The 21,884-nt window shown below is 64.2% G+C and carries 22 protein-coding genes; 6 read left to right on the forward strand and 16 right to left on the reverse strand.

Going from position 1 to position 21,884, the window contains the following annotated elements:
- Positions 1–11: 11 nt before the first annotated feature.
- The 4 genes from GJ700_RS17480 to GJ700_RS17495 all read right to left on the reverse strand — a co-directional run bounded on the left by GJ700_RS17480 (position 12) and on the right by GJ700_RS17495 (position 2,115).
- A complete protein-coding gene (locus GJ700_RS17480) occupies positions 12–911 on the reverse strand; it encodes a CopD family protein (protein ID WP_371868004.1) in 900 nt (299 codons plus the stop codon).
- Complete coding sequence (gene copC, locus GJ700_RS17485; protein WP_154376129.1) at positions 912–1,280, reverse strand: copper homeostasis periplasmic binding protein CopC; 369 nt, start codon at positions 1,278–1,280, stop codon at positions 912–914.
- A 17-nt stretch (positions 1,281–1,297) separates the two neighbouring features.
- Entirely contained in the window at positions 1,298–1,621 is a 324-nt protein-coding gene (locus tag GJ700_RS17490) for a copper-binding protein (RefSeq protein WP_371868005.1), read from the reverse strand.
- 122 nt (positions 1,622–1,743) lie between these two features.
- A complete protein-coding gene (locus GJ700_RS17495; RefSeq protein ID WP_154376131.1) occupies positions 1,744–2,115 on the reverse strand; it encodes a hypothetical protein in 372 nt (123 codons plus the stop codon).
- Between the two features lie 182 nt (positions 2,116–2,297).
- On the opposite strand from GJ700_RS17495, the gene GJ700_RS17500 reads away from it, so the two are divergent.
- Positions 2,298–2,729, forward strand: coding sequence for a YybH family protein (locus tag GJ700_RS17500; RefSeq protein WP_154376133.1), 432 nt, complete (start codon positions 2,298–2,300; stop codon positions 2,727–2,729).
- 230 nt (positions 2,730–2,959) lie between these two features.
- Positions 2,960–5,026: a copper-transporting P-type ATPase gene (locus GJ700_RS17505; RefSeq protein WP_229507076.1), complete on the forward strand. Its 2,067-nt coding sequence runs from the start codon at positions 2,960–2,962 to the stop codon at positions 5,024–5,026.
- A gap of 42 nt (positions 5,027–5,068) precedes the next feature.
- Here GJ700_RS17505 and GJ700_RS17510 read toward each other — a convergent pair whose 3' ends face one another.
- From GJ700_RS17510 to GJ700_RS17530, 5 genes are read right to left on the reverse strand one after another with little or no spacing between them, the layout of a single operon-like run.
- Entirely contained in the window at positions 5,069–5,566 is a 498-nt protein-coding gene (locus GJ700_RS17510; RefSeq protein WP_154376137.1) for an arsinothricin resistance N-acetyltransferase ArsN1 family B, read from the reverse strand.
- Positions 5,567–5,617: 51 nt separating this feature from the next.
- Complete coding sequence (gene arsH / locus GJ700_RS17515; RefSeq protein WP_154376139.1) at positions 5,618–6,331, reverse strand: arsenical resistance protein ArsH; 714 nt, start codon at positions 6,329–6,331, stop codon at positions 5,618–5,620.
- Positions 6,331–7,059, reverse strand: a complete 729-nt coding sequence (locus tag GJ700_RS17520; protein WP_154376141.1) for an aquaporin — start codon at positions 7,057–7,059, stop codon at positions 6,331–6,333. The genes arsH and GJ700_RS17520 overlap by 1 nt, the downstream gene beginning before the upstream one ends.
- A complete protein-coding gene (locus GJ700_RS17525) occupies positions 7,056–7,532 on the reverse strand; it encodes an arsenate reductase ArsC (protein WP_154376143.1) in 477 nt (158 codons plus the stop codon). The genes GJ700_RS17520 and GJ700_RS17525 overlap by 4 nt, the downstream gene beginning before the upstream one ends.
- Positions 7,533–7,558: 26 nt before the next feature.
- A complete protein-coding gene (locus tag GJ700_RS17530) occupies positions 7,559–7,894 on the reverse strand; it encodes an ArsR/SmtB family transcription factor (RefSeq protein WP_154376145.1) in 336 nt (111 codons plus the stop codon).
- A gap of 120 nt (positions 7,895–8,014) precedes the next feature.
- Here GJ700_RS17530 and GJ700_RS17535 point away from each other — a divergent pair, with 120 nt between their 5' ends.
- Genes GJ700_RS17535 through GJ700_RS17550 form a run of 4 tightly spaced genes read left to right on the forward strand, consistent with a single transcriptional unit; the run spans position 8,015 to position 12,327 of the window.
- The gene (locus GJ700_RS17535; protein ID WP_154376147.1) at positions 8,015–8,326 is read left to right on the forward strand and encodes an ArsR/SmtB family transcription factor; all 312 of its coding nucleotides are present in this window, start codon (positions 8,015–8,017) and stop codon (positions 8,324–8,326) included.
- A 56-nt stretch (positions 8,327–8,382) separates the two neighbouring features.
- Entirely contained in the window at positions 8,383–10,218 is a 1,836-nt protein-coding gene (gene arsN2 / locus GJ700_RS17540; protein WP_154376149.1) for an arsenic resistance N-acetyltransferase ArsN2, read from the forward strand.
- 22 nt (positions 10,219–10,240) lie between these two features.
- The gene (locus tag GJ700_RS17545) at positions 10,241–11,128 is read left to right on the forward strand and encodes a sterol desaturase family protein (RefSeq protein ID WP_154376152.1); all 888 of its coding nucleotides are present in this window, start codon (positions 10,241–10,243) and stop codon (positions 11,126–11,128) included.
- An 11-nt stretch (positions 11,129–11,139) separates the two neighbouring features.
- Positions 11,140–12,327, forward strand: a complete 1,188-nt coding sequence (locus GJ700_RS17550; protein WP_154376154.1) for an MFS transporter — start codon at positions 11,140–11,142, stop codon at positions 12,325–12,327.
- Between the two features lies 1 nt (position 12,328).
- On the opposite strand, the gene GJ700_RS17555 is transcribed toward GJ700_RS17550, so the two are convergent.
- Genes GJ700_RS17555 through GJ700_RS17585 form a run of 7 tightly spaced genes read right to left on the reverse strand, consistent with a single transcriptional unit; the run spans position 12,329 to position 21,862 of the window.
- Positions 12,329–13,729, reverse strand: coding sequence for an ATP-binding protein (locus GJ700_RS17555; protein ID WP_154376155.1), 1,401 nt, complete (start codon positions 13,727–13,729; stop codon positions 12,329–12,331).
- Positions 13,713–15,500 carry a DAHL domain-containing sensor histidine kinase gene (locus GJ700_RS17560; protein ID WP_154376157.1) on the reverse strand — a complete coding sequence of 596 codons (1,788 nt, stop codon included), beginning with the start codon at positions 15,498–15,500 and terminating at the stop codon, positions 13,713–13,715. The genes GJ700_RS17555 and GJ700_RS17560 overlap by 17 nt, the downstream gene beginning before the upstream one ends.
- Positions 15,497–16,453, reverse strand: coding sequence for a cytochrome-c peroxidase (locus GJ700_RS17565; protein ID WP_154376159.1), 957 nt, complete (start codon positions 16,451–16,453; stop codon positions 15,497–15,499). Before GJ700_RS17565 ends, GJ700_RS17560 begins: the two co-directional genes overlap by 4 nt.
- Before the next feature lie 14 nt (positions 16,454–16,467).
- On the reverse strand, positions 16,468–18,627 hold the full coding sequence (locus tag GJ700_RS17570) for an EAL domain-containing protein (RefSeq protein ID WP_154376161.1): 2,160 nt from the start codon (positions 18,625–18,627) through the stop codon (positions 16,468–16,470).
- A complete protein-coding gene (locus GJ700_RS17575) occupies positions 18,611–19,027 on the reverse strand; it encodes a response regulator transcription factor (protein ID WP_154376163.1) in 417 nt (138 codons plus the stop codon). Before GJ700_RS17575 ends, GJ700_RS17570 begins: the two co-directional genes overlap by 17 nt.
- Positions 19,028–19,076: 49 nt before the next feature.
- Entirely contained in the window at positions 19,077–19,700 is a 624-nt protein-coding gene (locus GJ700_RS17580) for a response regulator transcription factor (RefSeq protein WP_154376165.1), read from the reverse strand.
- Positions 19,697–21,862 carry a sensor histidine kinase gene (locus GJ700_RS17585; protein WP_154376167.1) on the reverse strand — a complete coding sequence of 722 codons (2,166 nt, stop codon included), beginning with the start codon at positions 21,860–21,862 and terminating at the stop codon, positions 19,697–19,699. The genes GJ700_RS17580 and GJ700_RS17585 overlap by 4 nt, the downstream gene beginning before the upstream one ends.
- Between the last annotated feature and the right edge of the window lie 22 nt (positions 21,863–21,884).

The following is a 21,884-nucleotide window of genomic DNA, read 5'->3' on the forward strand; positions in this document are numbered from 1 at the left end:
GCACGGGGGAATCACATCGTCGCGGGCGGTTGCTGTGAAACCAGCATCGATGCCGCCAGCAAGGCGCCCAGCAGTATGGCAGTTTCGATTTGCAAAACCAGCCTGACCGCCCGTACGCCATCCATGGAGCGGCCCGCGCCCGGCAGTCCGACGAACTTGTTGTAGCCGCCCAGCGCGATGGCCAGCAAGACCAGTCCCACCTTGGCCAACAGGATCGCGCCATAGTCGGTGCGCACCAGGAGTTCGGCGCTTCCGACCCGGTGCCAGGCACTGAAGATGCCAGTGCCGGCAATCGCCGCCACGGCCCCCATCGCGCAATGGGACATGCGCGCGAGATACCGGTTGACGGCGGCATGGCCCGATGCCACGGCGTGCGTTGGCGACAGGACCAGCCTGCCGGAAACAAAGACTGCGCCGGCCCATACGCCGACGGCGGCGTAATGCACTGCTTCCGCCGCGTAGACGGCCGACAGCAGGCCGGCCTCGCCCGCGTGCCCCATGAAGGCGCGCGTCATCGCAAATACCATGAGCGCGCCCATGGTCAGGACATCGCCGGCCCGGCCGCTGCCGCCCAGGAGCCGCACGACGGCCACCAGCAGCATGGCCACCACGGCCGCGCCACCCGCGCGCCCGTGGTCGGTACCCGACAGCATCGCCCACAGCATCGTGTGCGCCTGCCCGAGCGGCAATCCGCTCATCACTGCGGTGGCGGCCCACAAGCCAGCAAGGCAGCCAAGCAGGGCCAGTCCCGCCGCCGCAAGATCCAGTCTGGCCATGGCAGCCTGCAAGGGACCGGCAGGCGCGCCCCCGCCGCGCAGCCAGGAGCGTGCCAGGACAGATCCGGCCAGCCAGGCGAAGGCCGCGTTGAGCAACAACGCCGAGCCGGCCTGCAACAGCGAAACAGGATCCACTTACTTCACCGTGAATTTGAACTCGCCAGTCCTGCGGTGCCCGTCATGTCCGGCCACCGCCCATTTGACGCTGTAGTCACCCGCCGTGAGCGCGGGAACTTCGACGTGCATGACCGCCGGATTGGCGCTATCCGGTTTGGCTTTGCCGGTGGTAACAGCGCCGCCGTCGCCGCGCGTCACCGTAATCGAGCTGAAGGCTTCCTCGATTTTTTCATTGAAGGTCAGCGTGATGTCCCTGGGCGCCGCCGCCAGGACGGCGCCGGCCTGTGGCGCGGAACTTTTCAGGACCGCGTGCGCGGACGCCAGCGGGGCAACCAGGACAGCGCCGGCCAACGCGGCGGCGGCCGCCAGTGTATGCAATGCTTTCATGTGATGTCCTTTCCGGCTTATTTGGCCAGTTCGAGCGTGGTCACCGTCAGCGCGCCGTCGACCTTTTCTATGGCGACCCGCACCTTGTCGCCTTCCCTGGCTTTATCCAGCATGGCGGGGTCCTTGACGCGGAATACCATGGTCATGGCGGGCATGTTCAGGTTGGTCAACTCACCATGCTTGATGGTGAGCTTCCTCGCATCCTTGTCGACCTTCTTGATTTCACCGTCGGCCAGCGCCGGTTGCGCCACGGCCGCGTGCTCTTCGTGCGCGGCAGCATGGGTTGCGATGCCGCCGAAGGCGATGCAGGCGGCGAAGATGGCTTTGTACAGGTTGTTCACGATGTGTTCCCTTCTTTGTCAAAACAATGAATGCTGATAACAGGCGCGCGAGCGCCATGCACAGCAGGTATAGATTTCATGACGGAATGGCGCGCAACCGCGGCTGCGCACCACGAACATTGTCAGGAATGACAGGGAGGGCGTTCCAGCGTGGGAGGGAAAAACGTGGTCATGGCAGGATCTTTGCCGGCATCGGCAAATCCCGCAACGGGTTGAACCGGCGCCTGCTGGAGTGCAGCGGGTGGCGCGCTGGCACCCACGCAGCAACTGGCGCAACTGCTGCATTTGCCATGGGCATCGGCAAGCGCGGGCTTGGACTGATGCGCGTCGTCCCGGGGGCTAACCTGCGCCGCATGCTCGTGGCATTCCTGGCCCTGGCTGACCGTCTGCATTGCCGCCATCTTCATGCCGCACGATCGCATGGCCGCAGCGCTCCCCTGCAGAGGGAGCACTGCGATCAGCAGCCACAGTACGTAACGGAAGAATGGTTTCATTAATTGCATGGCAAGACAGCGCCGGAGTTGGCGCCGAGCCCCTCAATATAAACGTTCCCACGGGGGGAAGGTCAAGGGAAATCCAGCTTGTACAAAGTTCTTCTGGAATGGCTTGCCCGGCCGGCGCGGCGCTGCTTTAATCCGTGCCGTGGAAAACAATTATTCAACCAGGAGAATCATCCATGCGCCACGCACTTTCCTTATTTGCGCTCTCAATCGCATGCCTGCCAGCATGGGCGGCCACGCCGGCCGAAACAGTGGCCGAGTTTCACCAGGCCTTAAAAAGCGGCGACAAGACCAGGGCCGCAGCCCTGCTGAAGCCGGAAATTCAGATCTTCGAGTCGGGCTATGTGGAGCGCTCGCGTGACGAGTATGTCGGCCATCATCTCGGCTCGGACATGGAATTTGCCAAGGTGACGGACAGCAAAGTATTGCGCCACAGCGAGCGTATCGACGGCACCCTGGCGGTGGTCATGCAGGAAACGGAAACGACGGGCAATTTCAAAGGCAAGCCGGTGCACCTGTTTGGCACGGAAACCGCTGTCCTTGAAAAGCAGGGCGATGGCTGGATCGTCACGCATATTCACTGGTCGTCGCGCAAGGCAGCCAAGTAAGGGCAAACGGTCGATCCAGGTTTTGACCTGGATCAAAGTATTCCTGGTCACGGAAAGACTACAGTGTGGTATGCCAGCGCGTCTACTGTGGGAGCGTCGCCATGAACAGCAAAGATGGTATGCATCTGCAGCATCGGGTTCGATCCGCCCCACCAGGAAGCGGCAACCCGTCCGGAAATCCGGCGGTCCCGGATCATGCCGCACCATCCTCGGCCCTGTACACCTGCCCCATGCACCCGGAGGTACGCCAGGATCGTCCCGGGACTTGTCCGAAATGCGGCATGGCATTGGAGCCGGTGACTCCGCAGCTGACTGACGATGAGAATCCGGAGCTGAGGGACTTCACCCGCCGCTTTTGGTGGACGCTGCCACTGACCATGATCGTGGTTTTGCTGGCGATGCTTGGGCACCAGGTCCATGTGCTGGCGGCGAACACGCAGAGCTGGGTTGAATTCATTCTTGCGACGCCCGTTGTCCTGTGGTCCGGGTGGCCGTTTTTCGTACGCGGCGCGCGCTCCATCCTTGATCGCAGCCCGAATATGTGGACACTGATCAGCCTGGGTACCGGCGCCGCTTATCTCTACAGCGTCGTGGCGACGGTCGCGCCACAATTGTTTCCAGCCTCGTTCATGTCGATGGGCCGCATTGGCGTGTATTACGAAGCCGCCGCCGTGATCATTTCGCTGACACTGTTGGGCCAGATGATGGAGTTGAAAGCCCGCTCGCGGACGTCTGCCGCCATCAAATCGTTGCTGGGACTGGCGCCCAGGACGGCACGCCGCATCAGTCCCGACGGTGCGGATCAGGACGTTGCGATCAGCGACGTGCAGGTCGGGGATTTGCTGCGCATACGCCCGGGCGAAAAAGTGCCGGTCGATGGCGTGGTGGTGGAAGGGAGCAGCGCGATCGATGAATCCATGTTGACCGGTGAACCGTTACCCGTCACCAAACGCGTCGGCGACAAGGTCATTGGCGCTACGCTCAACAGCAACGGTGCGCTGGTGATGCGTTCGGAGCGCGTCGGCGCACAAACGATGCTGGCGCAAATCGTGGAAATGGTGGCGGCCGCGCAGCGTTCGAAGGCGCCCATGCAACGCATGGCCGATGTCGTCGCGGGATATTTTGTTGTCGGCGTGGTGGCGGTCGCCGCGCTGGCCTTCTTCCTGTGGGGCATTTTCGGTCCGCAACCCGCCTGGGGTTTTGGCTTGCTCAGTGCCGTTTCGGTGCTGATCATTGCCTGCCCATGTGCCCTCGGGCTGGCCACGCCCATGTCGATCATGGTGGCCACCGGCAAGGGCGCGACACATGGCGTTCTGTTCCGCGATGCCGCGGCGATCGAAAGGTTACGGGAAGTCGACACGATCATCGTTGACAAGACTGGCACCTTGACCGAGGGGAAGCCAACGTTCGACCGCGTGGTGCCGGTCGCCGGCCACACTGAGCAGGAGGTCTTGCAGATGGCGGCCAGCATCGACCAGGGGAGTGAACATCCACTGGCCGATGCAATTGTCCGTGCCGCCCGCGAGCGCCAGGTGGCGCTCGATAAACCGGATACGTTTGAATCGGCAAGCGGCATCGGGGTGCGCGGTACGGTGGCAGGCAAGGCAATCGCGCTGGGCAATACCGCCCTGATGGCGCAACTTGGCATTGATGTTCAGCCACTGCGCTCCAGCGCGGAGTTGTTGCGTGCGGAGGGGGCGAGTGTCATGCACCTGGCAATTGATGGCGCCCTTGCAGGGCTGCTGGCGGTATCCGACCCGATCAAGGCAAGTACTGTGGAGGCGATGGAACAGCTCAATGCGGCCGGGATCCAGCTCGTCATGGCGACGGGCGACGGCGTTACCACGGCCAGGGCCGTGGGACGCCGGCTTGGCATTAGCGAGGTACATGGTGAAGTCACGCCGGCCGACAAGCTTGCGCTGGTCGAGAAGCTGCAGCGGGAGGGTCGCATCGTGGCCATGGCTGGCGACGGGATCAATGACGCGCCGGCGTTGGCCAGGGCCGACGTCGGCATCGCGATGGGAACCGGCACCGATGTCGCCATGAACAGTGCGCAAGTGACGCTGGTCAAAGGCGACCTGCGCGGCATAGCGATCGCTCGCCGGATCTCGGACGCGACAGTACGTAACATGAAACAAAACCTGCTGCTTGCCCTGCTCTACAACGCCTTGGGCATTCCGATCGCGGCCGGCGCGCTCTATCCGCTGACTGGCTGGCTGCTGTCCCCGATGCTGGCCGCGCTGGCCATGAGCCTCAGTTCCGTATCCGTGATCAGCAATGCCTTGCGTCTTAAATGAGGAAAGCCTGATTTCCCCGGCGGTGTCCGGGCCAACGCTGGCCTACGCCGGATTCAGCGTTTTCTGCCAATAGCCCACATCGAGCCAGCGCTCGAACTTGAACCCGACTTCGCGGAACTGCGCGACTTTTTCAAACCCCAGCTTCTCATGCAAGGCGACGCTGCCGGCGTTCGGCAGCGCGATGCCGCCGATCGCCAGGTGATAGCCCTGGTCGCGCAAGCGCTCCAGCAACGCGGTGTACAGCACCGTGCCGACGCCCTTGCCGGCCGCTTCCGGCGCCAGGTAGACCGAGCTTTCCACGGAATAGCGATAGGCATGGCGCACCCGCCACTTGGTGGCGTACGCGTAGCCCACGACCACGTGGTCCTGCTCCACCACCAGCCAGGGCAAGCCGCCGCCCTGGACGTCGGCGATACGCTGCGCCATGTCGGCATCCGTCACCGGCGCCTCTTCGAACGTGATGGTGGTGTTGGCAATGAATGGGTTGTAAATGGCCGCAATGGCTTTCGCATCGTCGGCGATGGCTTCACGAATCTGCATGTCCGCTCCCGTTGGTGTTGGCAGCATGATAACTGCTGCCACCGGTATGGATCAGATTTTTTTGACCAGCTTGTCGATGATCTTCATCTGCCGCTCATTGCGCTCGCTGTAGCGGTCCGTGAGGTAATCGGTCCTACCCCGCAGCAGCAAGGTCATCTTGAACAATTCCTCCATCACGTCCACCACGCGGTCGTAATAGCCCGACGGCCGCATGCGCCCCGCTTCGTCGAATTCCTTGTACGCCATCGGTACCGACGACTGGTTCGGAATGGTGAACATCCGCATCCAGCGGCCCAGCAAGCGCATGGTATTGACCACGTTGAACGATTGCGAACCGCCGCACACCTGCATCACCGCCAGCGTACGGCCCTGGCTCGGGCGGATGGCGCCCTGCTCCAGCGGAATCCAGTCGATCTGGTTTTTCATCACGGCCGTAATCGCGCCATGGCGCTCCGGACTGCACCACACCTGGCCCTCGGACCACAGGCACAGCTCGCGCAATTCGACCACCTTCGGGTGGGTTTCCGGCACGCTGCCCACCATCGGCAATGCCATCGGATCGAAGATCTTCACGTCCGCGCCGAAATGTTCGAGGATGCGCGCCGCTTCATAGGTCAGGAAACGGCTGAACGAACGTTCGCGCAGCGAACCATACAACAACAGGATGCGCGGCGGGTGCGACAGGTCGCCTTGCTGGGCCAGCTTGGCCATATCCGGCATGTCCAGCAATTCTTCCCTGATATTGGGCAAGTCGGGGATGGCCATTACGCACCTGCCTTCCTGGCGGTTTCCGCGAAGTCTCCGGGCGGCACGGTCCCGCCGACCGTGGCATTGGCCGGCGGCGCCGGGTACAGCCAGCAAAACAGGACGGATGCGGCAGCGGCGCCGACCAGTTGCGCCACGATGAAGCCAGGCGCATCGCCTGGCCGGATGCCGGCAAAGGTGTCGGTGGCGGCGCGCGCCAGCGTGACGGCCGGATTGGCGAACGACGTCGACGACGTGAACCAGTACGCGGCCACGATGTAGGCTGCCACGGCGAACGGCGTCACGGCCGGACGGCTGCGCGATGTGCCGATGATGACAGCGATCAGGCCGAACGTGGCCACGCATTCGCTCCACCACTGGGCAGCACCGGTGCGCACGTGCTGCGATGCGAAGAACAGCGGCTCGCCGAACATGCCATGCGCGGCGGCCACGCCGGCAAAGGCGCCGATCACTTGTACCGCGATATACGGCAGCACTTCGCGGCCCGGCACATTGCCCTGCCACGCTTCCGACAACGTCACGACCGGGTTGAAATGCGCGCCCGAGATGGTGCCAAACATCAAAATCAATGCGATCAACCCCGCGCCGGTGGCAATCGCGTTGGCCAGCAGCGCGATGGCGACATTGCCGCCCGCCAGCCGCTCGGCCATGATGCCGGAACCGACCACGACGGCCAGCAGCAGCGCCGTGCCCAGGCCTTCGGAGACGATGCGTCGCGCCAAGGTCATGCCAGGCCTCCGATGCGGTCCAGTTCCGCCTTCATGCGGGCGCGGTCGTTTTTCAGCTCATCCAGCGGCAGCGCCAGGAACGCTTCGATACGGTTGCGCAGGATACGGTAAGCCGTCATGAAGGCCGCATCGATTTCCTCGTCGGTGCCGGTGGCATGGGCCGGGTCTTCCACGCCCCAGTGTGCACGCAGAACCGGGCCCAGGTAAGCGGGGCAGGTTTCGCCGGCGGCATTGCCGCAGACGCTGATGACGATGTCCGGCGTCGCCGGCAAGTTCTCCCACGATTTGCTGTAGTAGCCTGCCGTGGCAATGCCTTCGCGCTGCAGCAGCGCGATCGAACGGGGGTGCACATAGCCGGCCGGCTTGCTGCCGGCGCTGATGGCGCGCCAGCCGTCCGGCGCCAGGTGGTTGAAGGTGGCTTCGGCCAGGATCGAGCGGCACGAATTGCCGGTGCAGAGCATCAATACGTTCATGAGGTTTTCCTTGGTATGGGTGGTGATCAGGCGCAGCCCTGGCCGGACGGTGCGCAGGCCGTTGGCACGGCGCACGGGACGCCGCCGCAGCAGTTGTCGGTAAGAAAAGCAAGCACGCCATTCATCGTGTCGAAATTGGCGCTGTAGATGATGAAGCGGCCATCCTGCCGGGCAGTGATCAGGCCGGCATGGGTGAGTTCCTTCAGGTGGAACGACAGCGACGACGGCGCCACGTCGAGCTGCTCGGCGATCTTGCTGGCCGCCAGCCCTCCCGGCCCGGTCTGCACCAGCAGGCGGAACGTGGCCAGGCGCGATTCCTGCGCGAGCGCGGCCAGCGCGGCGATGACTTGTTTGGTTTCCATGATCAGGGGCTTCAAGTTGGCGTAGGCTAGATATTACGACATTTCGAATAATATCGAAATATATTGACAGGACGATGACAGAGGTTTTAAGCTTCATTCGTTAAGTGACGAATACATACCATGACCAGCTGCTGCACTGTGGGAACCGGCGACAACGCCGTCGAAGTGAACGCCGAAGAAATTGCCATGCTGTGCAAGGCGCTCGCACATCCGGCCCGCGTGCAACTGCTGAAGTACCTGGCCGCCTATGGCGCCTGCTACTTCGGCAATCTCGCAGACGTGTTGCCGCTGGCGCCGTCGACGATTTCGCAGCACGTCACGATACTGAAGCAGGCCGGGCTGATCCTGGGCTCGTCGGACGAGCAGCGCGTCTGCTATTGCGTGAATCCGGAACGCATCGCCCAGCTGAAAGCCCTGGTAGCCGCCTTGTAGGAAAAAATTTTTGCCCATCAATTCGTAATTCGACGAATAACAAACAGGAGAACGATATGACTGCCGCACCCGTACTGTCCATCCGTCCCGCCACGTCCGCCGACTGGAACGCGATTGCCGCCTTGCTGGCGGCGGCAAACCTGCCGCTCGATGGCGCGCAAGAGCACCTGGCGCATTTCATCGTGGGCGAGCACGATGGCCGCATCGTCGCGGTTGCCGGATTGGAGGTATACGGCGACGCCGCGCTGCTGCGCTCCGTGGTGGTCGACAGCGCGCTGCGCGGGCATGGCTATGGCGACCAATTGCAGGCGACGCTTGCGCAGCGCGCGGCGGCGCAAGGCATCCACCGCCTGATCCTGCTGACCACCACGGCGGCCGCATTCTTTGCGAAGCGGGGCTTCCGCACCATGACGCGCAGTGACGCGCCTTCCGCCATGCAGGCGTCGCGTGAATTCCAGGGAGCGTGCCCCGCATCGGCGACCGTGATGCAGAAAGACTTGCTGCCGGTCGCCGTGCTGGGCGCGGGCCCGGTGGGACTGGCGGCCGCCGCGCATTTGATCGAACGCGGCATGACACCCTTGATCTTCGAAGCGGGGAATACGATCGCCGCCAACCTGGCCAGCTACAGCCACGTGCGCCTGTTCTCGCCGTGGCAATACAACGTCGACCGGGCCGCCAAAGCGCTGCTGGAGCAAGCCGGCTGGCAGCCACCGCCAGCGGATGCGTTACCGACCGCCGGCGAACTGGTGCAGCAATATCTGCAACCGCTGGCCGCCCTGCCGGCCATGGCCGCCGCCCTGAAACTGCGTCACCGCGTAACGGCCATCACCCGCCAGGGCACGGACAAGGTCAAGACCCGTGGCCGCGGCCATGCGCCATTCGTGATCCGCGCCATGACGCCGGACGGTGAACGCGCCTTCCTGGCCAGCGCCGTGATCGACGCCACCGGCACGTGGAACCAGCCCAATCCGCTGGGCGCGGACGGCTTGCCCGCGCTGGGCGAGCAAGCGGCCCGCGAACAGGTCATCTACGGTATGCCGGACGTGCTGGGCGCGGCCCGGGCCCGTTACGCCGGCCGCCACGTGCTGGTCGTGGGCGCCGGCCATTCCGCCGCCGGGACGTTGCTGGCGCTGGCGCAACTGGCGGCGCAAGCGCCGCAAACCCGCATCGCATGGGCCATTCGCGGTACCGGTTTCGAACGCATCTTTGGCGGCGGCGCCAATGACGGCCTGCAGGCGCGGGGCGAACTGGGCACCCGCCTGAAAGCGCTGAAGGAATCCGGCCGGCTGGAACTGCACACGGGCTTGCGCATCCAGGCGATCGAGCCGCACCAGGGCAAGCTGCGCATTATCGGCCAGGCAGGCAGCGCAGCCATCGACGGCATCGATGAAATCATCGCCGCCACCGGCGCCCGCCCGGACCTGTCGCTGGCGCGCGAACTGCGCGTGCGGCACGACCCGTGGCTGGAAAGCACGGATGCGCTGGCGCCGCTGATCGACCCGAACGAACACAGTTGCGGCACGGTGCGCCCGCACGGCCACGCGGAGCTGGCGCACCCGGAACCGCGCTATTACGCGGTGGGCGCCAAGAGCTACGGCCGCGCGCCGAACTTCCTGATGACCACCGGCTACGAGCAGGTGCGCTCGGTAGTGGCGGCGCTGGCGGGCGATGTCGCGGCGGCCGACGACGTGCAGCTGGCATTGCCGGAGACCGGCGTCTGCAATACCCGTTTTGTGACGGGCGAACCGGCGGGAGCATCGTGCGGTATCAAACCAGCCACCGCAGTGGCATCCGGCTGCTGCGGCGGCCCCGCTCCCGCTGAAACGGACGCCTGTTGCGCGCTGGACGTCGCCGCCAAAGCCGAAGGACAGGCCGGCTGCGGCTGCGCGTAACACGGAACCGGGAAAGGATGCCATGCAACACGTCATTTCACGGTGGTTTTTCCCGGGGGCGCTGCTGGCCAGCTGCGTATCGTTTGTCGCGGCGCGCGCCACCGGCGGCAACCTTGAACTGGCGGTGGCGATTCCCGCTGCCGTCACGCTGGTCCTGGCCATGGTGCTGGAACGCGTGGCGCCATTCCGCCCGGAGTGGAACCGCGACGACAGCGATACCGGCACGGACTGGTTCAGCATGGCGGCACTGCTGGCGGTAATCGACCCGGTGCTGAAATGGGCCGGACCGATGCTGGTCATCGTCATGTATGGCCGCCTGGATGTGGCAAATAACCTGTTCCCGGCCGGCCTGCCGTTCGTACTGCAAGTGGCGGTTGCCGCCCTGATCGCGGAGTTCGGCTATTACTGGGCGCACCGGCTGCACCACAGCCGGCCGGCGTTATGGTGGCTGCATGCGCTGCACCACGGCAGCGGCCGTCTGTACACGGTGAACAATTTCCGCCTGCATCCGCTCAATTACGCCGTCAACTATGCATGCGGCATGCTGCCGCTGCTGGCGATCGGCACGCCCGCCGACGTGTTGTACGGCTACCTGGCGCTGACCTACCCGGTGCTGATGCTGCAGCACGCCAACCTGCCACTGCGCAGCGGCTGGCTGAATTACGTCTTCAGTACCAATGAAGTACATCGCTGGCACCATTCGGCGGTAAGCGGCGAAGGTGACACCAACTTCGGGCGGTCACTGGTGTTCTGGGACATCATATTCGGCACTTTCCGCTACCAGCCGCAGGGCGCCAACCTGCCGCACGCCATCGGCCTATATGCCGGCAGCGCATACCCGGCCCGCGCTCCGTACTGGCGCCAGGTACTGTCCATGTTCTTGCCGGGCTGCTGCAAAGCCGCCGTATAAAGGGTGACACCATGTCCAATGCACGTCGCCTGATCGGCATCCTCGCATGCACACAAATTGCATCCTGGGGCTCAGTGTATTACGCGTTCAGCATCGTCGCCCCGGCAATTGCGCGCGACCTCGCTCTCGGCAATGAACTGGTTTATGGCGCCTTCTCATGGAGCCTGCTGGTGGCCGGCGTGGCGTCCGCGCCGGCCGGCATGCTGCTTGACCGGTTCGGTGGTCGGCCGGTGATGTCAGCCGGGTCCGTCGTGTGCGGCGCCGGGCTGCTCTGGCTGAGCAGTTGTGGCAGTGTGGTCTCTTACTATGGCGCCTGGACCATGCTTGGACTGGCGATGACGCTGACCTTGTACGAAGCGGCATTTGCCACCATCAACCGGCAATTGACGACAGGCGGACGCCAGGCCATTTCGACCGTGACGCTGTTCGGCGGCTTCGCCAGCACGATCTTCTGGCCGCTGACCTGGTACCTGAGCACGGCTGCCGGATGGCGCGGCGCCTACCTGTGGTTTGGCGTCATCCAGCTGGCTATCTGCCTGCCGCTGCACTTGCTGCTGGGCCCCAACGCACGGGCGACGGCCGCCGGCGATCGCAGCGGCGGTCGCAGTCACACGCTGGGCGAAGCACTGCGTCATGGCGCATTCTGGAAGCTGGCGATGGCCTTTGCCGCCAACACCTTCACTTTCGCTGCGCTGTCCGTTCACCTGCTGCCTTTGTTAACGGAGTACGGGCACCCGGAAAAATTCGCCGTGCTGCTTTTGACGCTGATCGGTCCCATGCAAGTGGCCGGGCGCGTGCTGGAGCGCACAGTCGCCCGCGACGTGGCGCCGCAGACGATAGGGAAACTGGTTTTTACCGCGCTGCCCGCATCGCTGCTGGCCTTGATGCTGTTCGGCGAACACGGCTGGGCCGCGGCGCTGTTCTGTTGCCTGTATGGGCTGAGCAACGGCGTCCTGACGATCGTGCGCGGCACGATACCGCAAGAACTGTTCGGACGTGAAAACTATGGCGCCATTTCCGGTGCGATGGCCGGGCCTTCGCTGGTATCGAAGGCGGCCGGCCCGCTGGCGGCAGCCATGCTCATGCAGTCGGCGCCAACGCCATCCGCGCTGGTGTTGCTGTTGCTGGGCTGCGCGTTGATGTCGCTGGCATTTTACTTTGCCGCCATCAAAGTTCAATTCAATACCGCGGCCTGCTAGTTCAGGCCGCAGCCAGTTGCTGCCGCACCGGCAACGTCACCCGGAACGTACTGCCCTCCCCCAGTGCCGTCCGGACCTCGATCCGTCCCTGGTGCCGCTGCACGATACCGTAGGACAGCGACAACCCCAGCCCGGTCCCTTTGCCGATGGCCTTGGTGGTAAAAAACGGATCGAAGATGCGGGGCAACACGTCGGCGGGGATGCCGCAGCCGGCATCCTCCACCTCAAACCAGGCTTCGCCATCGGCCGCGCCGGTGCGGACCACGATGCGGCCACGTCCCGGGCCCGCCGCGTGCACGGCATTGACCAGCAAGTTCATCACCACCTGGTTCAGTTGCGATGGCACGCATTCCACCAGCGGCAAGTCGCCATACTCGCGCACCAGGTCGGCCGACTTGCGGATATCGCTGGCAATGATATTCATGGTCGATTCGATACCACGATGCAGGTCGGCCCATTCCCATTTTTGCTCCGTGTCGGCGCGCGAAAAATCCTTCAGCGATTGCACGATCTTGCCGACCCGCTCCATGCCTTCCCTGGATTCCGCGATCAGCACCGGGATGTCTTCACGCAGGAAGGCCAGTTTCGATTGTTCCCGCGTGCAGCGGATCAACGTGGCGGCCGATTCCGCCATCCCCGGTTCCGCCGATTCGTAGACGCTCAGGATATCGAATACGCTTTGCAGGTATTCTTCCAGCATGCCGAAGTTGGACGACAAGAAACCCAACGGGTTATTGATTTCATGCGCCACCCCGGCCGCCAGTTGGCCGATGGACGCCAGCTTTTCCGTCTGCACCATGCGGCTTTCCAGCTGTTTTCGTTCCTCCATTTCTGCTTGCAGCCGCAAGTTGGCTTGCGACAGTTCTTCCGTGCGGGAACGCACCGCGGCCTCCAGCGTCTCCATTTTCCACGCCGCCTGGCGCATCAGGTTCCATTTGTCCACCAACGTATTGGCCATCTGCCGCACTTCGATGGCGTCGAACGGCTTTTTCAGCACCAGCAGGCGCTCATGGCCATCGAGCCGGTCCAGCACTTCTTCCCACGAATAATCCGAATACGCGGTGCACAGCACGACTTGCAGCGCGCTGTCGGTCTGCCACAGCCGCTCGATGGTCTGCACGCCATCCCACCCAGGCGGCATGCGCATGTCGACAAAGGCAACCGCATACGGGCGTTGCGCCTCGGCCGCCGCGCCTGCCATGGCGACACCCTGCGCGCCCTGCAGCGCGCAATCCAGTTCAAATCCGGAAACCTGCATGCGCGGCTCCGTGCCGAACAGGCGCGACTCCAGCTGGTCCAGCCTGTCCTGCGCCGCTTGCGGCGCCAGGATCTTGCGGAAGTCGTCATGGATCGACACCATGTCATCGATGAGCAAAATACGGCGGTTATGCGGCGAGTGCATGGCGTTCCTCCTGCCGGGTTGGTAATTCCAGGGTAAATGTCGCACCGCGTCCTGCGCCGTCGCTGTGGACGCGCAAACCGCCGCCCATTTCGCGCGCCGCCAGGATACAGCTGTGCAAGCCGAATCCATGGCCATCCTTGTGGGTGGTGAATCCGTGCGAAAAGATGCGCGCCAGGTTTTCCGGCAAAATGCCCTCGCCGTTGTCGACTACGTCGATACGCAGCATCTCCCCATCAACGGCGCGCAAGCGTAGCACGATGCGGGGCGTGCGTTCCGGCACCCTCTCCGTGGCGCGCCGCGCATTGCTGATCAGGTTGACGAGGATTTGCAGCACGCGATGGCGGTCCATCGATACCGGCGGCAACGCGGCAACATCCTGGATGATGGTGATGCCATGCCGCGCCAGCGACACGGCGCTCATGCTGACCGCCTGCTCGAGCACCTCATCCACCGAACACTGTTCGAACATGCAAGCCGAACCGGCATGCGCCTGCTGGGCGGCTACGATTTCCTTCACATGGTCCACGCAGCCATTCAATTGGGCCACTTCGGCCGTCATGGTTTCCCGCTCGGTGCGCAGCACCAGCGCCAGCCCCTCCAGATAACCGGGCAGGCAGCGCCCCCGCTCGTCGTCATCCAGGAATCGTCCCAGCCCGTCTCCATGTTCGCGCATCAGCGCCACCGCCATATCGAGGCCGCCGCCGCGCGACGCCTTGATTTGCTGCTGCAGCAGCGTGGCGGAAACACTCACGCTGTTGAGCACGTTGCCGACGTTATGCAACACATTGGTGGCGATCTCCGCCTTGCCGGCTTCGCGCGCCGCCGCCACCAGTTGCGACTGCGCCTCTTCCAGTTGCTGCGTGCGCTCGCTCACCCGGCGTTCCAGCGTATCGTTGGCCTGCTGCAGGCGGGCGTTGTAGCGGTTGATGATGGCATGGCTGCGTAACAGGCAACCCGCCGCATACAACAGCAAACCGCTCAATGCCACGGACAATGCCAGCAGGTAGATGCGGTGTTGCCGCACCCGGCCCGACGCACGCTGCAATTCGCTGGCGAGCACGGCGTTGATCTGGTCAACCCGCAAGTCTGTCGGCGCAGCGGTGATGTCGGCCAGCAGCCGGTCCACCGCCTTATGCTCGCGCAGCACGATACGCACGTGCGTGTCAAAATTTTCCGCCAGTGCCCGCACGGCCTGGCCCACATCGCTGCGGATTTTTGTCAAATCGGCCAGGCGCAGCTCGAGTTCTTCCAGGTCTTTGTTCTCCCCGAGATCGATATATTCCAGTGTTTCCAGCGATACTTCGCGCATGTCGAGCGCGGCGCGTGCAACGTCCGCTTGCCGCGCGCCGGCATGCTGCACATGCGCTTCCGCTTCATCCGTCATCGCGATCATATATCTCAGTGAATTGCGGAATACCGCATTGCGCGACTTGAATGATTCCACCAGCGCGGCCTTGCCGTCCAGCTCGCGCCGATAGGCATCGACGGCAGGCGCCAGCGCGGCATTGCCCGGGCGCGCGTGCAGCAACGATGGCAAACGGGCCATGTCTTCCAACGGGAGCACCAGCGCATCATAGCCATGCAAAAGGCCCAGCCGCACCTTCATCACATCCAGTTCCCATTGCGCGTCGAGCTGGCGGATTTTCTGCAATTGCGCCACATCTTCGAAATACGCCGGTTCATCGTAATCCGGCGCCTGCAGCAGCACATACACCAGCGCGGCCGCCAGCGCCGCCGCCACGCACACGCCTACTTGCCAGTGGCGGCTCATGGCTGCACCGCCGGTTCCGCATTCAATGTCGCAAGGAATGCGGCTATCAGTTTCCTGTCTTCGCTGGTGCTCTCGCGGCCCAGCTGGTATCGGAACATGGCGTCGATGGCCTGTTCCAGCGTCGCGGCGGAGCCATCATGGAAATAGGGGGCGGTGCGCGCGACGTTGCGCAAGCCCGGCACCTTGAACACTTGTTCGTCCTGCGGGTTGCCGGTGACGAGGAAGCGCCCCAGCCCCGCACCCTGCGCGGAGGGCGCGGGCATGACTGCACCATATTTCTGGAACATGTTGCCTCCCACGTTGACACCCTGGTGACAAGACACGCAGCCATACTGCTTGAAGCGCGCGTAGCCGGCTTTTTCGGCAGCCGTGATGGCGCCGTTATCGCCTTGCAGGTAACGGTCAAACCGCGCTCCCGGCGTCACCAGCGTGCGCTCATAGGTGGCCAGCGCGTTTTCAATATTGGCGCGCGTCACACCATCGCGGTATGCCGCGTTGAAGGCGCGCCGGTAACCGCTGTCGTCCAGCACCTTGCGCACCACGACCGGCCACGACGAGCCCATTTCCACCGGATTTTCCACCACCATGCCGATCTGCTGTTCCAGCGTTGACGCCGCGCCATTCCAGAACTGGCGGAAATTCAGCGCCGCATTGAGTACCGTGGGCGTATTGAGGGCGGTCAGGCGGCCATTGAAACCCAGTGACCGGGCGCGGCCGTCGACACCACCCGCCTGGAGATTGTGGCAACTGGCGCACGACACCACGCCGTTGGCCGACAAGCGCGGGTCGGAGAACAGGCGGCGCCCCAGCGCCACCCGCGCCGGGTCCTGCGGGGCGGCCGCCGGCACCGGGTGGATGGGTTCGTTCTGTAGTGCGTTGCCGGCGAATGCCGGTACGGCCAGCGCAATCACTGGCGCCAGCATGGCGGCGGAGGACTGGCTGCGGGAAGCCATCGCGCATTCCCTTGTTATGCGTATGCGGGCTTGCCCACGGCCGGCGCCAGGCCATGGCGCTGCCAGTAATCGCGGAACGCGTCGCGGATATTGTCCCGCAGCACCTGGTTGCTCCACGGCTTGGTGTAAAAGCGGTACAGCGAACCGCGGTTGATCGATTCCATGATGGTGGCCAGGTCCGTGTAGCCGGACAGGATGATGCGGAACGTATCGGGGTACATATCCTTGACCCGGTCGAGGATTTCCGTGCCGCTCATGCCATCCATGCGCTGGTCGCACATCACCAGCTGGACCGGATGCTGTGCCAGCAGGCTGAAAGCGTCCGCCGCGCATTGCGCCGTGAGAATGCGATAACCGTCCGGACGCAGCAGGCGCTGCAGCGCCGACAAGACATGGGGCTCGTCGTCGATGATCAGCAGCGTGCGCTGCGGTACGCCCGGCGCGGCCTCCGCGGCCATGGCGGACTGGTTGCCGAGCAGGGCGGCGCACTGCGCGGCCGGCAGCGGACGGCTGAAATAATAGCCCTGGATCTGGTCGCAGCGGCGCCGTCCCAGGTACGCCAGCTGTTCGGCGGTTTCCACGCCTTCCGCCACCACGTCCAGCCCCAGGCTGTGCGCCATCGCGATAATCGCGTCCACCAGCGCCGCATCGCCCGGGTTGCGCGTGACTTCGCGGATGAAGGCGATATCGATTTTCAGCGTATCGACCGGCAAGCGCTTCAGGTACGCCAGGCTGGAATAGCCGGTGCCAAAGTCGTCGATGGCCACCTGCACGCCCAGCCGCCGCAAGGCCGCCAGCATGTCGGCGGCGCGCTCGGTATCGGCCATGACCGCACTTTCCGTGACTTCCAGGCTCAGCATGGCGGGCGGGATGTCATGGGCCAGCAGCGCTTGCCGGACGATGTCTTCCAGGTTGCCTTCGGCGAACTGACGGCTGGCGACATTGACGGCAATATGGAATGGCTGGCCAGCCGCCTCTTTCCATAAGGCCGCCTGGCGGCATGCTTCATCGATCACCCACGCGCCCACCGCGACGATCAGCCCGGTTTCCTCCAGCACGGGGATAAATTCTCCCGGCGACACCAGGCCACAGCCCGGGCGGTTCCAGCGCAACAACGCTTCCACGCCTGCCACACGGCCGCTGCCGATATCCAGCTTGGGCTGGTAATACAGTTCAAACTCGCGCTGGCTATGCGCCTTGCGCAGCGCGTTTTCAAACTCGAAGCGCTGCTGCACCTTGGTATTCATGCTCTCGGTGAACCAGCGGCAGGAATTCACACCCGCCATGCGGGCCTGGTGCAGCGCCACGCCGGCGTGGCGCACCAGGGTGGCGGCGTCGCCGGCATCGCCCGGATGCAGCGCTATGCCAACGCTGGCCGTCAGGCACACTTCGCCGCCATCGACGGCAAACGGCTCGGCGCACGCGGTACGGATTTTCTCCGCCACCGCCATGGCCGTGGCCGGCGTGTCGAGCGCCGACACCAGCAGCGCGAATTCGTCATTGCCGATGCGCGCCAGCGATCCGGCCGCCGGCGCGCATTGCTGCAGGCGCCGCGCGGCCTGGCGCAGCACTTCATCGCCGGCAGCCTGCCCCAGCGTGTCATTGACCCTTGAAAAGCCGTCCAGGTCGGCCAGCAGCACGGCGCTCAGGTGTAATACACCTTGCCGTTGTTCCGCCGCCAGCGTGTGCTCCAGCGCGCGCTGGAACAGCGTGCGGTTCGGCAGGCCGGTCAGCGCATCATAGTTCTCCACGCGCTGGCCGTGATGGCACGAGCCTTTATACAGCAGCCGCACCTCCAGCATATTGCGGATCCGGCTCAGCACTTCCGAATGATCGAACGGCTTGGCGACAAAATCACGCGCGCCTTCCGCCAGTGCGCGCAGCTTGTATTCCGGCGCCGCCGTCAGCGCGAGGATGGGAAGATAGGTATCCGCATCGATCTGCTTCAAGTGCTCCATGACCGCAAAACCATCCATGAACGGCATGTTTATATCCAGCAGGATCAGGTCATAGTCATGGGCACGGTGCATGGCGCAGACTTCGCGCGGATCCATGGTGGACGTGACATCCGTATAGCCAGCCATCTGCAGCATGGCGGCCAGCACCGCCACGTTGAATGGATGGTCGTCGACGATCAGGATTTTCGCTCCTGATAATTCAGCTTGACTGATCATGGTATTCCTCCCGCTGTTTCGAATGTGCCCAGCTAGTGCATGCCATGGTGACCGCGTCCAGCAATGCCTTGCTGTCCATGGGTTTGCGCAGGTAAGCCGCCGGCCGCAGCCGCAGCGCACGTGCATAATCTTCCGGATTGTGGCGGCCGGTCACGAAGACCACGCCGGTGCGGGGCGATACTTGCGCCAGCCGTTCCTGCACGTCGAAGCCGGACATGGCCGGCATGTGCACGTCCAGCACTGCGCAGCAAGGCGCGCCGCCCGCCAGGGCGTCGATCAACGATGCGCCGCTGGCAAATGCCTGCGCGGGAATGCCGACCGAACGCAGCAGCCGGACCAGCGCGCGGCGGATCGCCGCTTCGTCATCCACTACCGCCACCCAGGGAAAATTGGTATCCATGGGTACCAAGATAGCCCTGCCGTGGCTGCTTGAATATTGGACCTTGTGCTTACGGAAACGGTTCGGCGGGAGGATTGCGCAAGCGGTCGACCATCCGCACCAGCGCGGATACGGACTTCGCTTGCATTTTTGCCATGACACGGGCACGGTGCACTTTGACGGTTTTCTCCACCGTCCCCAGTTCGGCGGCAATTTGCTTGTTCAGCCAACCTTCCGCCACCAGGTCCATCACTTCACGCTCGCGCGGCGTCAGCGATTCCAGCCGCTGGCGCAGGTCGTCGCGCTCCGCGCTGTCGGCCAGGCTGCGCCGGTTGCGTTCGAAGGCGGCAGCCACGGCCGCCAGCAGGCGCTCGCCATCGACCGGCTTGGTGAGGAAATCCGCCGCGCCCAGTTTCATCGCCTGCACGCCGGTGGCGATATCGCCCTGCCCCGTCAGGAAGATCACCGGCAGGTGGCTGTCACGCTGCGCCAGTTCCTGCTGCAGCGCCATGCCGCCCATTTCCGGCATGGCCAGGTCCAGCACCAGGCAGCCGGGCGTGCCGGCGTCGCCGCTATCGAGAAATTCCCTGGCCGACGTATAACCCTGCACGGTGTAGCCGGCGGATGCCAGCAACCGGCCCAGGGCTTTGAGAATGGCCGGCTGGTCGTCGACGAGGAACACGCGGGGCGTCATGGCTGCTGCGTCTCCTGTAACGGCAAGACCAGGTGGAACGTGGCGCCTTGTCCTGGATTGTTTTCCGCCCGCAGCTCGCCGCCGTGGGCCTTGACGATCGTGCGGCAAATCGACAATCCCAGCCCCATGCCGCGCGCCTTGGTGGTATAAAACGATTCGAAGATCCGTTCCAGCATGGCTTGCGGGACACCGCTGCCGCAATCGCTGACGGCAATGTCCGCGCGGCCCTCCTCGGCCAGCCCGGCGCGCACGGTGACGGTGCGCTCGCCCTGCGTGTCCGCCATGGCATCGCATGCATTCATCAACAAATTGACCAGCACTTGCTGCAACTGCACCGGGTCGGCGCTGACAGCCATGCCGGCCGGCGCCGGCTCCACGATCAGCTTGACGCCATGGTTGATCAAGTCGTTGCGCAGCAGGACTGTCACGCCGCTCACCAGTTCATTCAGTTCGACCGCCTGGCGCGGCATGTCGGCGTTGCTGAACAGCCGCCGCAAGCGCAAGATGATTTCCCCCGCGCGCTGGTCTTCGTCGATGATGTCTTGCAGGATATCGCGCACTTCGTCCAGGTCCGGCTGCGGCAGGCGCATGAAGCGCTGCGCCGCCTGTGCGTTACTGAGTATCGCCGTCAGCGGCTGGTTCAATTCGTGCGCCAGTGCGCCGGACAATTCCCCCAGCATCGCCACGCGCGACAAATGCATCACTTCCTTTTGCTTGTGCTGCGCCTCCAGCTCGGCCTGTTTGCGCTGCGTGATGTCGAACGACACGCCGCGTGCCAGCCTGGCCCTGCCATCGCTGCCGCACTCGATGCTTCCATGCGAACCAACCCAGCGCTGCGTACCGTCAGGCAATTGCACGCGGAATTCGGTCTGGTACCCGCCGCCTGCTTCCTGCGCTTCGTACAGCGTGCGCATCAGGGCGGCGCGGTCGTCCGCATGCACTCGCTCGAGGAACACGCTCATGGTCACCTCCTGCTCCGCTGTGAAGCCCATCAATTCGCGCCACACGTCCGACACCCAGATGCCGCCATGCACCAGGTCGCGCACCCAGATTCCCATGCGCGCGGCATTGACCGCCAGCGCCAGCCGCTGTTCGCTTTCCCGCATGCCAGCCTGCGCATCGCTCACCACGGCCGCCGCATCGTGCAGCGCCAGCGCCACTTCATTGGCTTCGCGTACTTCCAGTTGCGGCAGCGGCGCCATGCCGCCCCCCGCCACCTTGCGCGCCGGCTCCACCAGCGCATGCATCGAGCGCGCAATGCCGCCGCCGATGCGCCAGGCCAGCACGAGTCCCAGCGCCAACGCGGCAACGGTCCCAGCAATCAGCCACACCAGCGAACGATGGAAACCACGCGTCAATTCGTCCACCGGGATGCCGAGCGCCACCGACCAGCCGCTGGCGGATGAGCGGCTGTAGGCTGTCAGCACGGGAATGCCATCGAGCGTATTGGCCTCCAGCACACCCTCGGCCGACGTGCGCAGCCGCTGCAACAGCGCCGGCACCACTTCCTTGCCGACAAACCGTGTGTTGTCGTGGGTGCGCGCCGCGATATGGCCGGTACTGTCGATGATCGCCGCGCGCCATGTATTGGCCAGCTTTTGTTGGGCCAGTACGCCGTGCAGGCGTATCGGCGTCCAGGTGGCATTGAGCGACATGACGATCGCGCCGTCCCGCCGCACCGGTACGCCAACCGTATAGACATACTGGTTGGCAATCGGCCCCATGAACATATCGGAGACACCGGGTTTTCCCGTCTGCAGGATGCGCCGCAACAGCGGTGTGGCGCGCAGGCGCGGCAGCGGCGTGCCATATGGGCGACGCGTCGACAACAGCAACGCGCCGGACGGGTCCACCAGCACAATGCTGTCAGCATGAATCATGTCCAGGACATCGACGGCGCGTTCATGAAATCCCTTCAAGTCGCCGTCATGCAACTGGTGCGATGTCGCCAGCGCCTGCAAGGCGGACGCCGTGCTTTCAAAGCCATGGTCCACCACCGCCATGATGGCGCGCGCACGGCTGACTGTATTTTCCATCAGCACGGCCTGCTCACGTTCGTAAAAGTCGACGATCAGGAAGGCGGCGACAGAAGCCAGCGGCAGCACGCACCCAACCACCAGCACGGCCAGGCTGGCCCTGACACCGGGGATTTTCCTTCGCATCGCGCCGCACCTCCGTGCTGCT

The sequence above is a fragment of the Pseudoduganella rivuli genome, assembly GCF_009674485.1.
GTDB lineage: Bacteria > Pseudomonadota > Gammaproteobacteria > Burkholderiales > Burkholderiaceae_D > Rugamonas > Rugamonas rivuli_B.

What these genes read in the sequence shown, in the direction of transcription:
- GJ700_RS17550 (WP_154376154.1), top strand. Translation starts at nt 11,140, where the DNA reads ATGTCCAATGCACGTCGCCTGATCGGCATCCTCGCATGCACACAAATT.
- GJ700_RS17545 (WP_154376152.1), top strand. Translation starts at nt 10,241, where the DNA reads ATGCAACACGTCATTTCACGGTGGTTTTTCCCGGGGGCGCTGCTGGCC.
- arsN2 (WP_154376149.1), top strand. Translation starts at nt 8,383, where the DNA reads ATGACTGCCGCACCCGTACTGTCCATCCGTCCCGCCACGTCCGCCGAC.
- GJ700_RS17505 (WP_229507076.1), top strand. Translation starts at nt 2,960, where the DNA reads ATGCACCCGGAGGTACGCCAGGATCGTCCCGGGACTTGTCCGAAATGC.
- GJ700_RS17495 (WP_154376131.1), bottom strand. Translation starts at nt 2,115, where the DNA reads ATGAAACCATTCTTCCGTTACGTACTGTGGCTGCTGATCGCAGTGCTC.
- GJ700_RS17555 (WP_154376155.1), bottom strand. Translation starts at nt 13,729, where the DNA reads ATGCACTCGCCGCATAACCGCCGTATTTTGCTCATCGATGACATGGTG.
- GJ700_RS17575 (WP_154376163.1), bottom strand. Translation starts at nt 19,027, where the DNA reads ATGGATACCAATTTTCCCTGGGTGGCGGTAGTGGATGACGAAGCGGCG.
- copC (WP_154376129.1), bottom strand. Translation starts at nt 1,280, where the DNA reads ATGAAAGCATTGCATACACTGGCGGCCGCCGCCGCGTTGGCCGGCGCT.
- GJ700_RS17530 (WP_154376145.1), bottom strand. Translation starts at nt 7,894, where the DNA reads ATGGAAACCAAACAAGTCATCGCCGCGCTGGCCGCGCTCGCGCAGGAA.
- GJ700_RS17525 (WP_154376143.1), bottom strand. Translation starts at nt 7,532, where the DNA reads ATGAACGTATTGATGCTCTGCACCGGCAATTCGTGCCGCTCGATCCTG.
- GJ700_RS17560 (WP_154376157.1), bottom strand. Translation starts at nt 15,500, where the DNA reads ATGAGCCGCCACTGGCAAGTAGGCGTGTGCGTGGCGGCGGCGCTGGCG.
- GJ700_RS17570 (WP_154376161.1), bottom strand. Translation starts at nt 18,627, where the DNA reads ATGATCAGTCAAGCTGAATTATCAGGAGCGAAAATCCTGATCGTCGAC.
- arsH (WP_154376139.1), bottom strand. Translation starts at nt 6,331, where the DNA reads ATGGCCATCCCCGACTTGCCCAATATCAGGGAAGAATTGCTGGACATG.
- GJ700_RS17520 (WP_154376141.1), bottom strand. Translation starts at nt 7,059, where the DNA reads ATGACCTTGGCGCGACGCATCGTCTCCGAAGGCCTGGGCACGGCGCTG.
- GJ700_RS17535 (WP_154376147.1), top strand. Translation starts at nt 8,015, where the DNA reads ATGACCAGCTGCTGCACTGTGGGAACCGGCGACAACGCCGTCGAAGTG.
- GJ700_RS17500 (WP_154376133.1), top strand. Translation starts at nt 2,298, where the DNA reads ATGCGCCACGCACTTTCCTTATTTGCGCTCTCAATCGCATGCCTGCCA.
- GJ700_RS17585 (WP_154376167.1), bottom strand. Translation starts at nt 21,862, where the DNA reads ATGCGAAGGAAAATCCCCGGTGTCAGGGCCAGCCTGGCCGTGCTGGTG.
- GJ700_RS17565 (WP_154376159.1), bottom strand. Translation starts at nt 16,453, where the DNA reads ATGGCTTCCCGCAGCCAGTCCTCCGCCGCCATGCTGGCGCCAGTGATT.
- GJ700_RS17580 (WP_154376165.1), bottom strand. Translation starts at nt 19,700, where the DNA reads ATGACGCCCCGCGTGTTCCTCGTCGACGACCAGCCGGCCATTCTCAAA.
- GJ700_RS17510 (WP_154376137.1), bottom strand. Translation starts at nt 5,566, where the DNA reads ATGCAGATTCGTGAAGCCATCGCCGACGATGCGAAAGCCATTGCGGCC.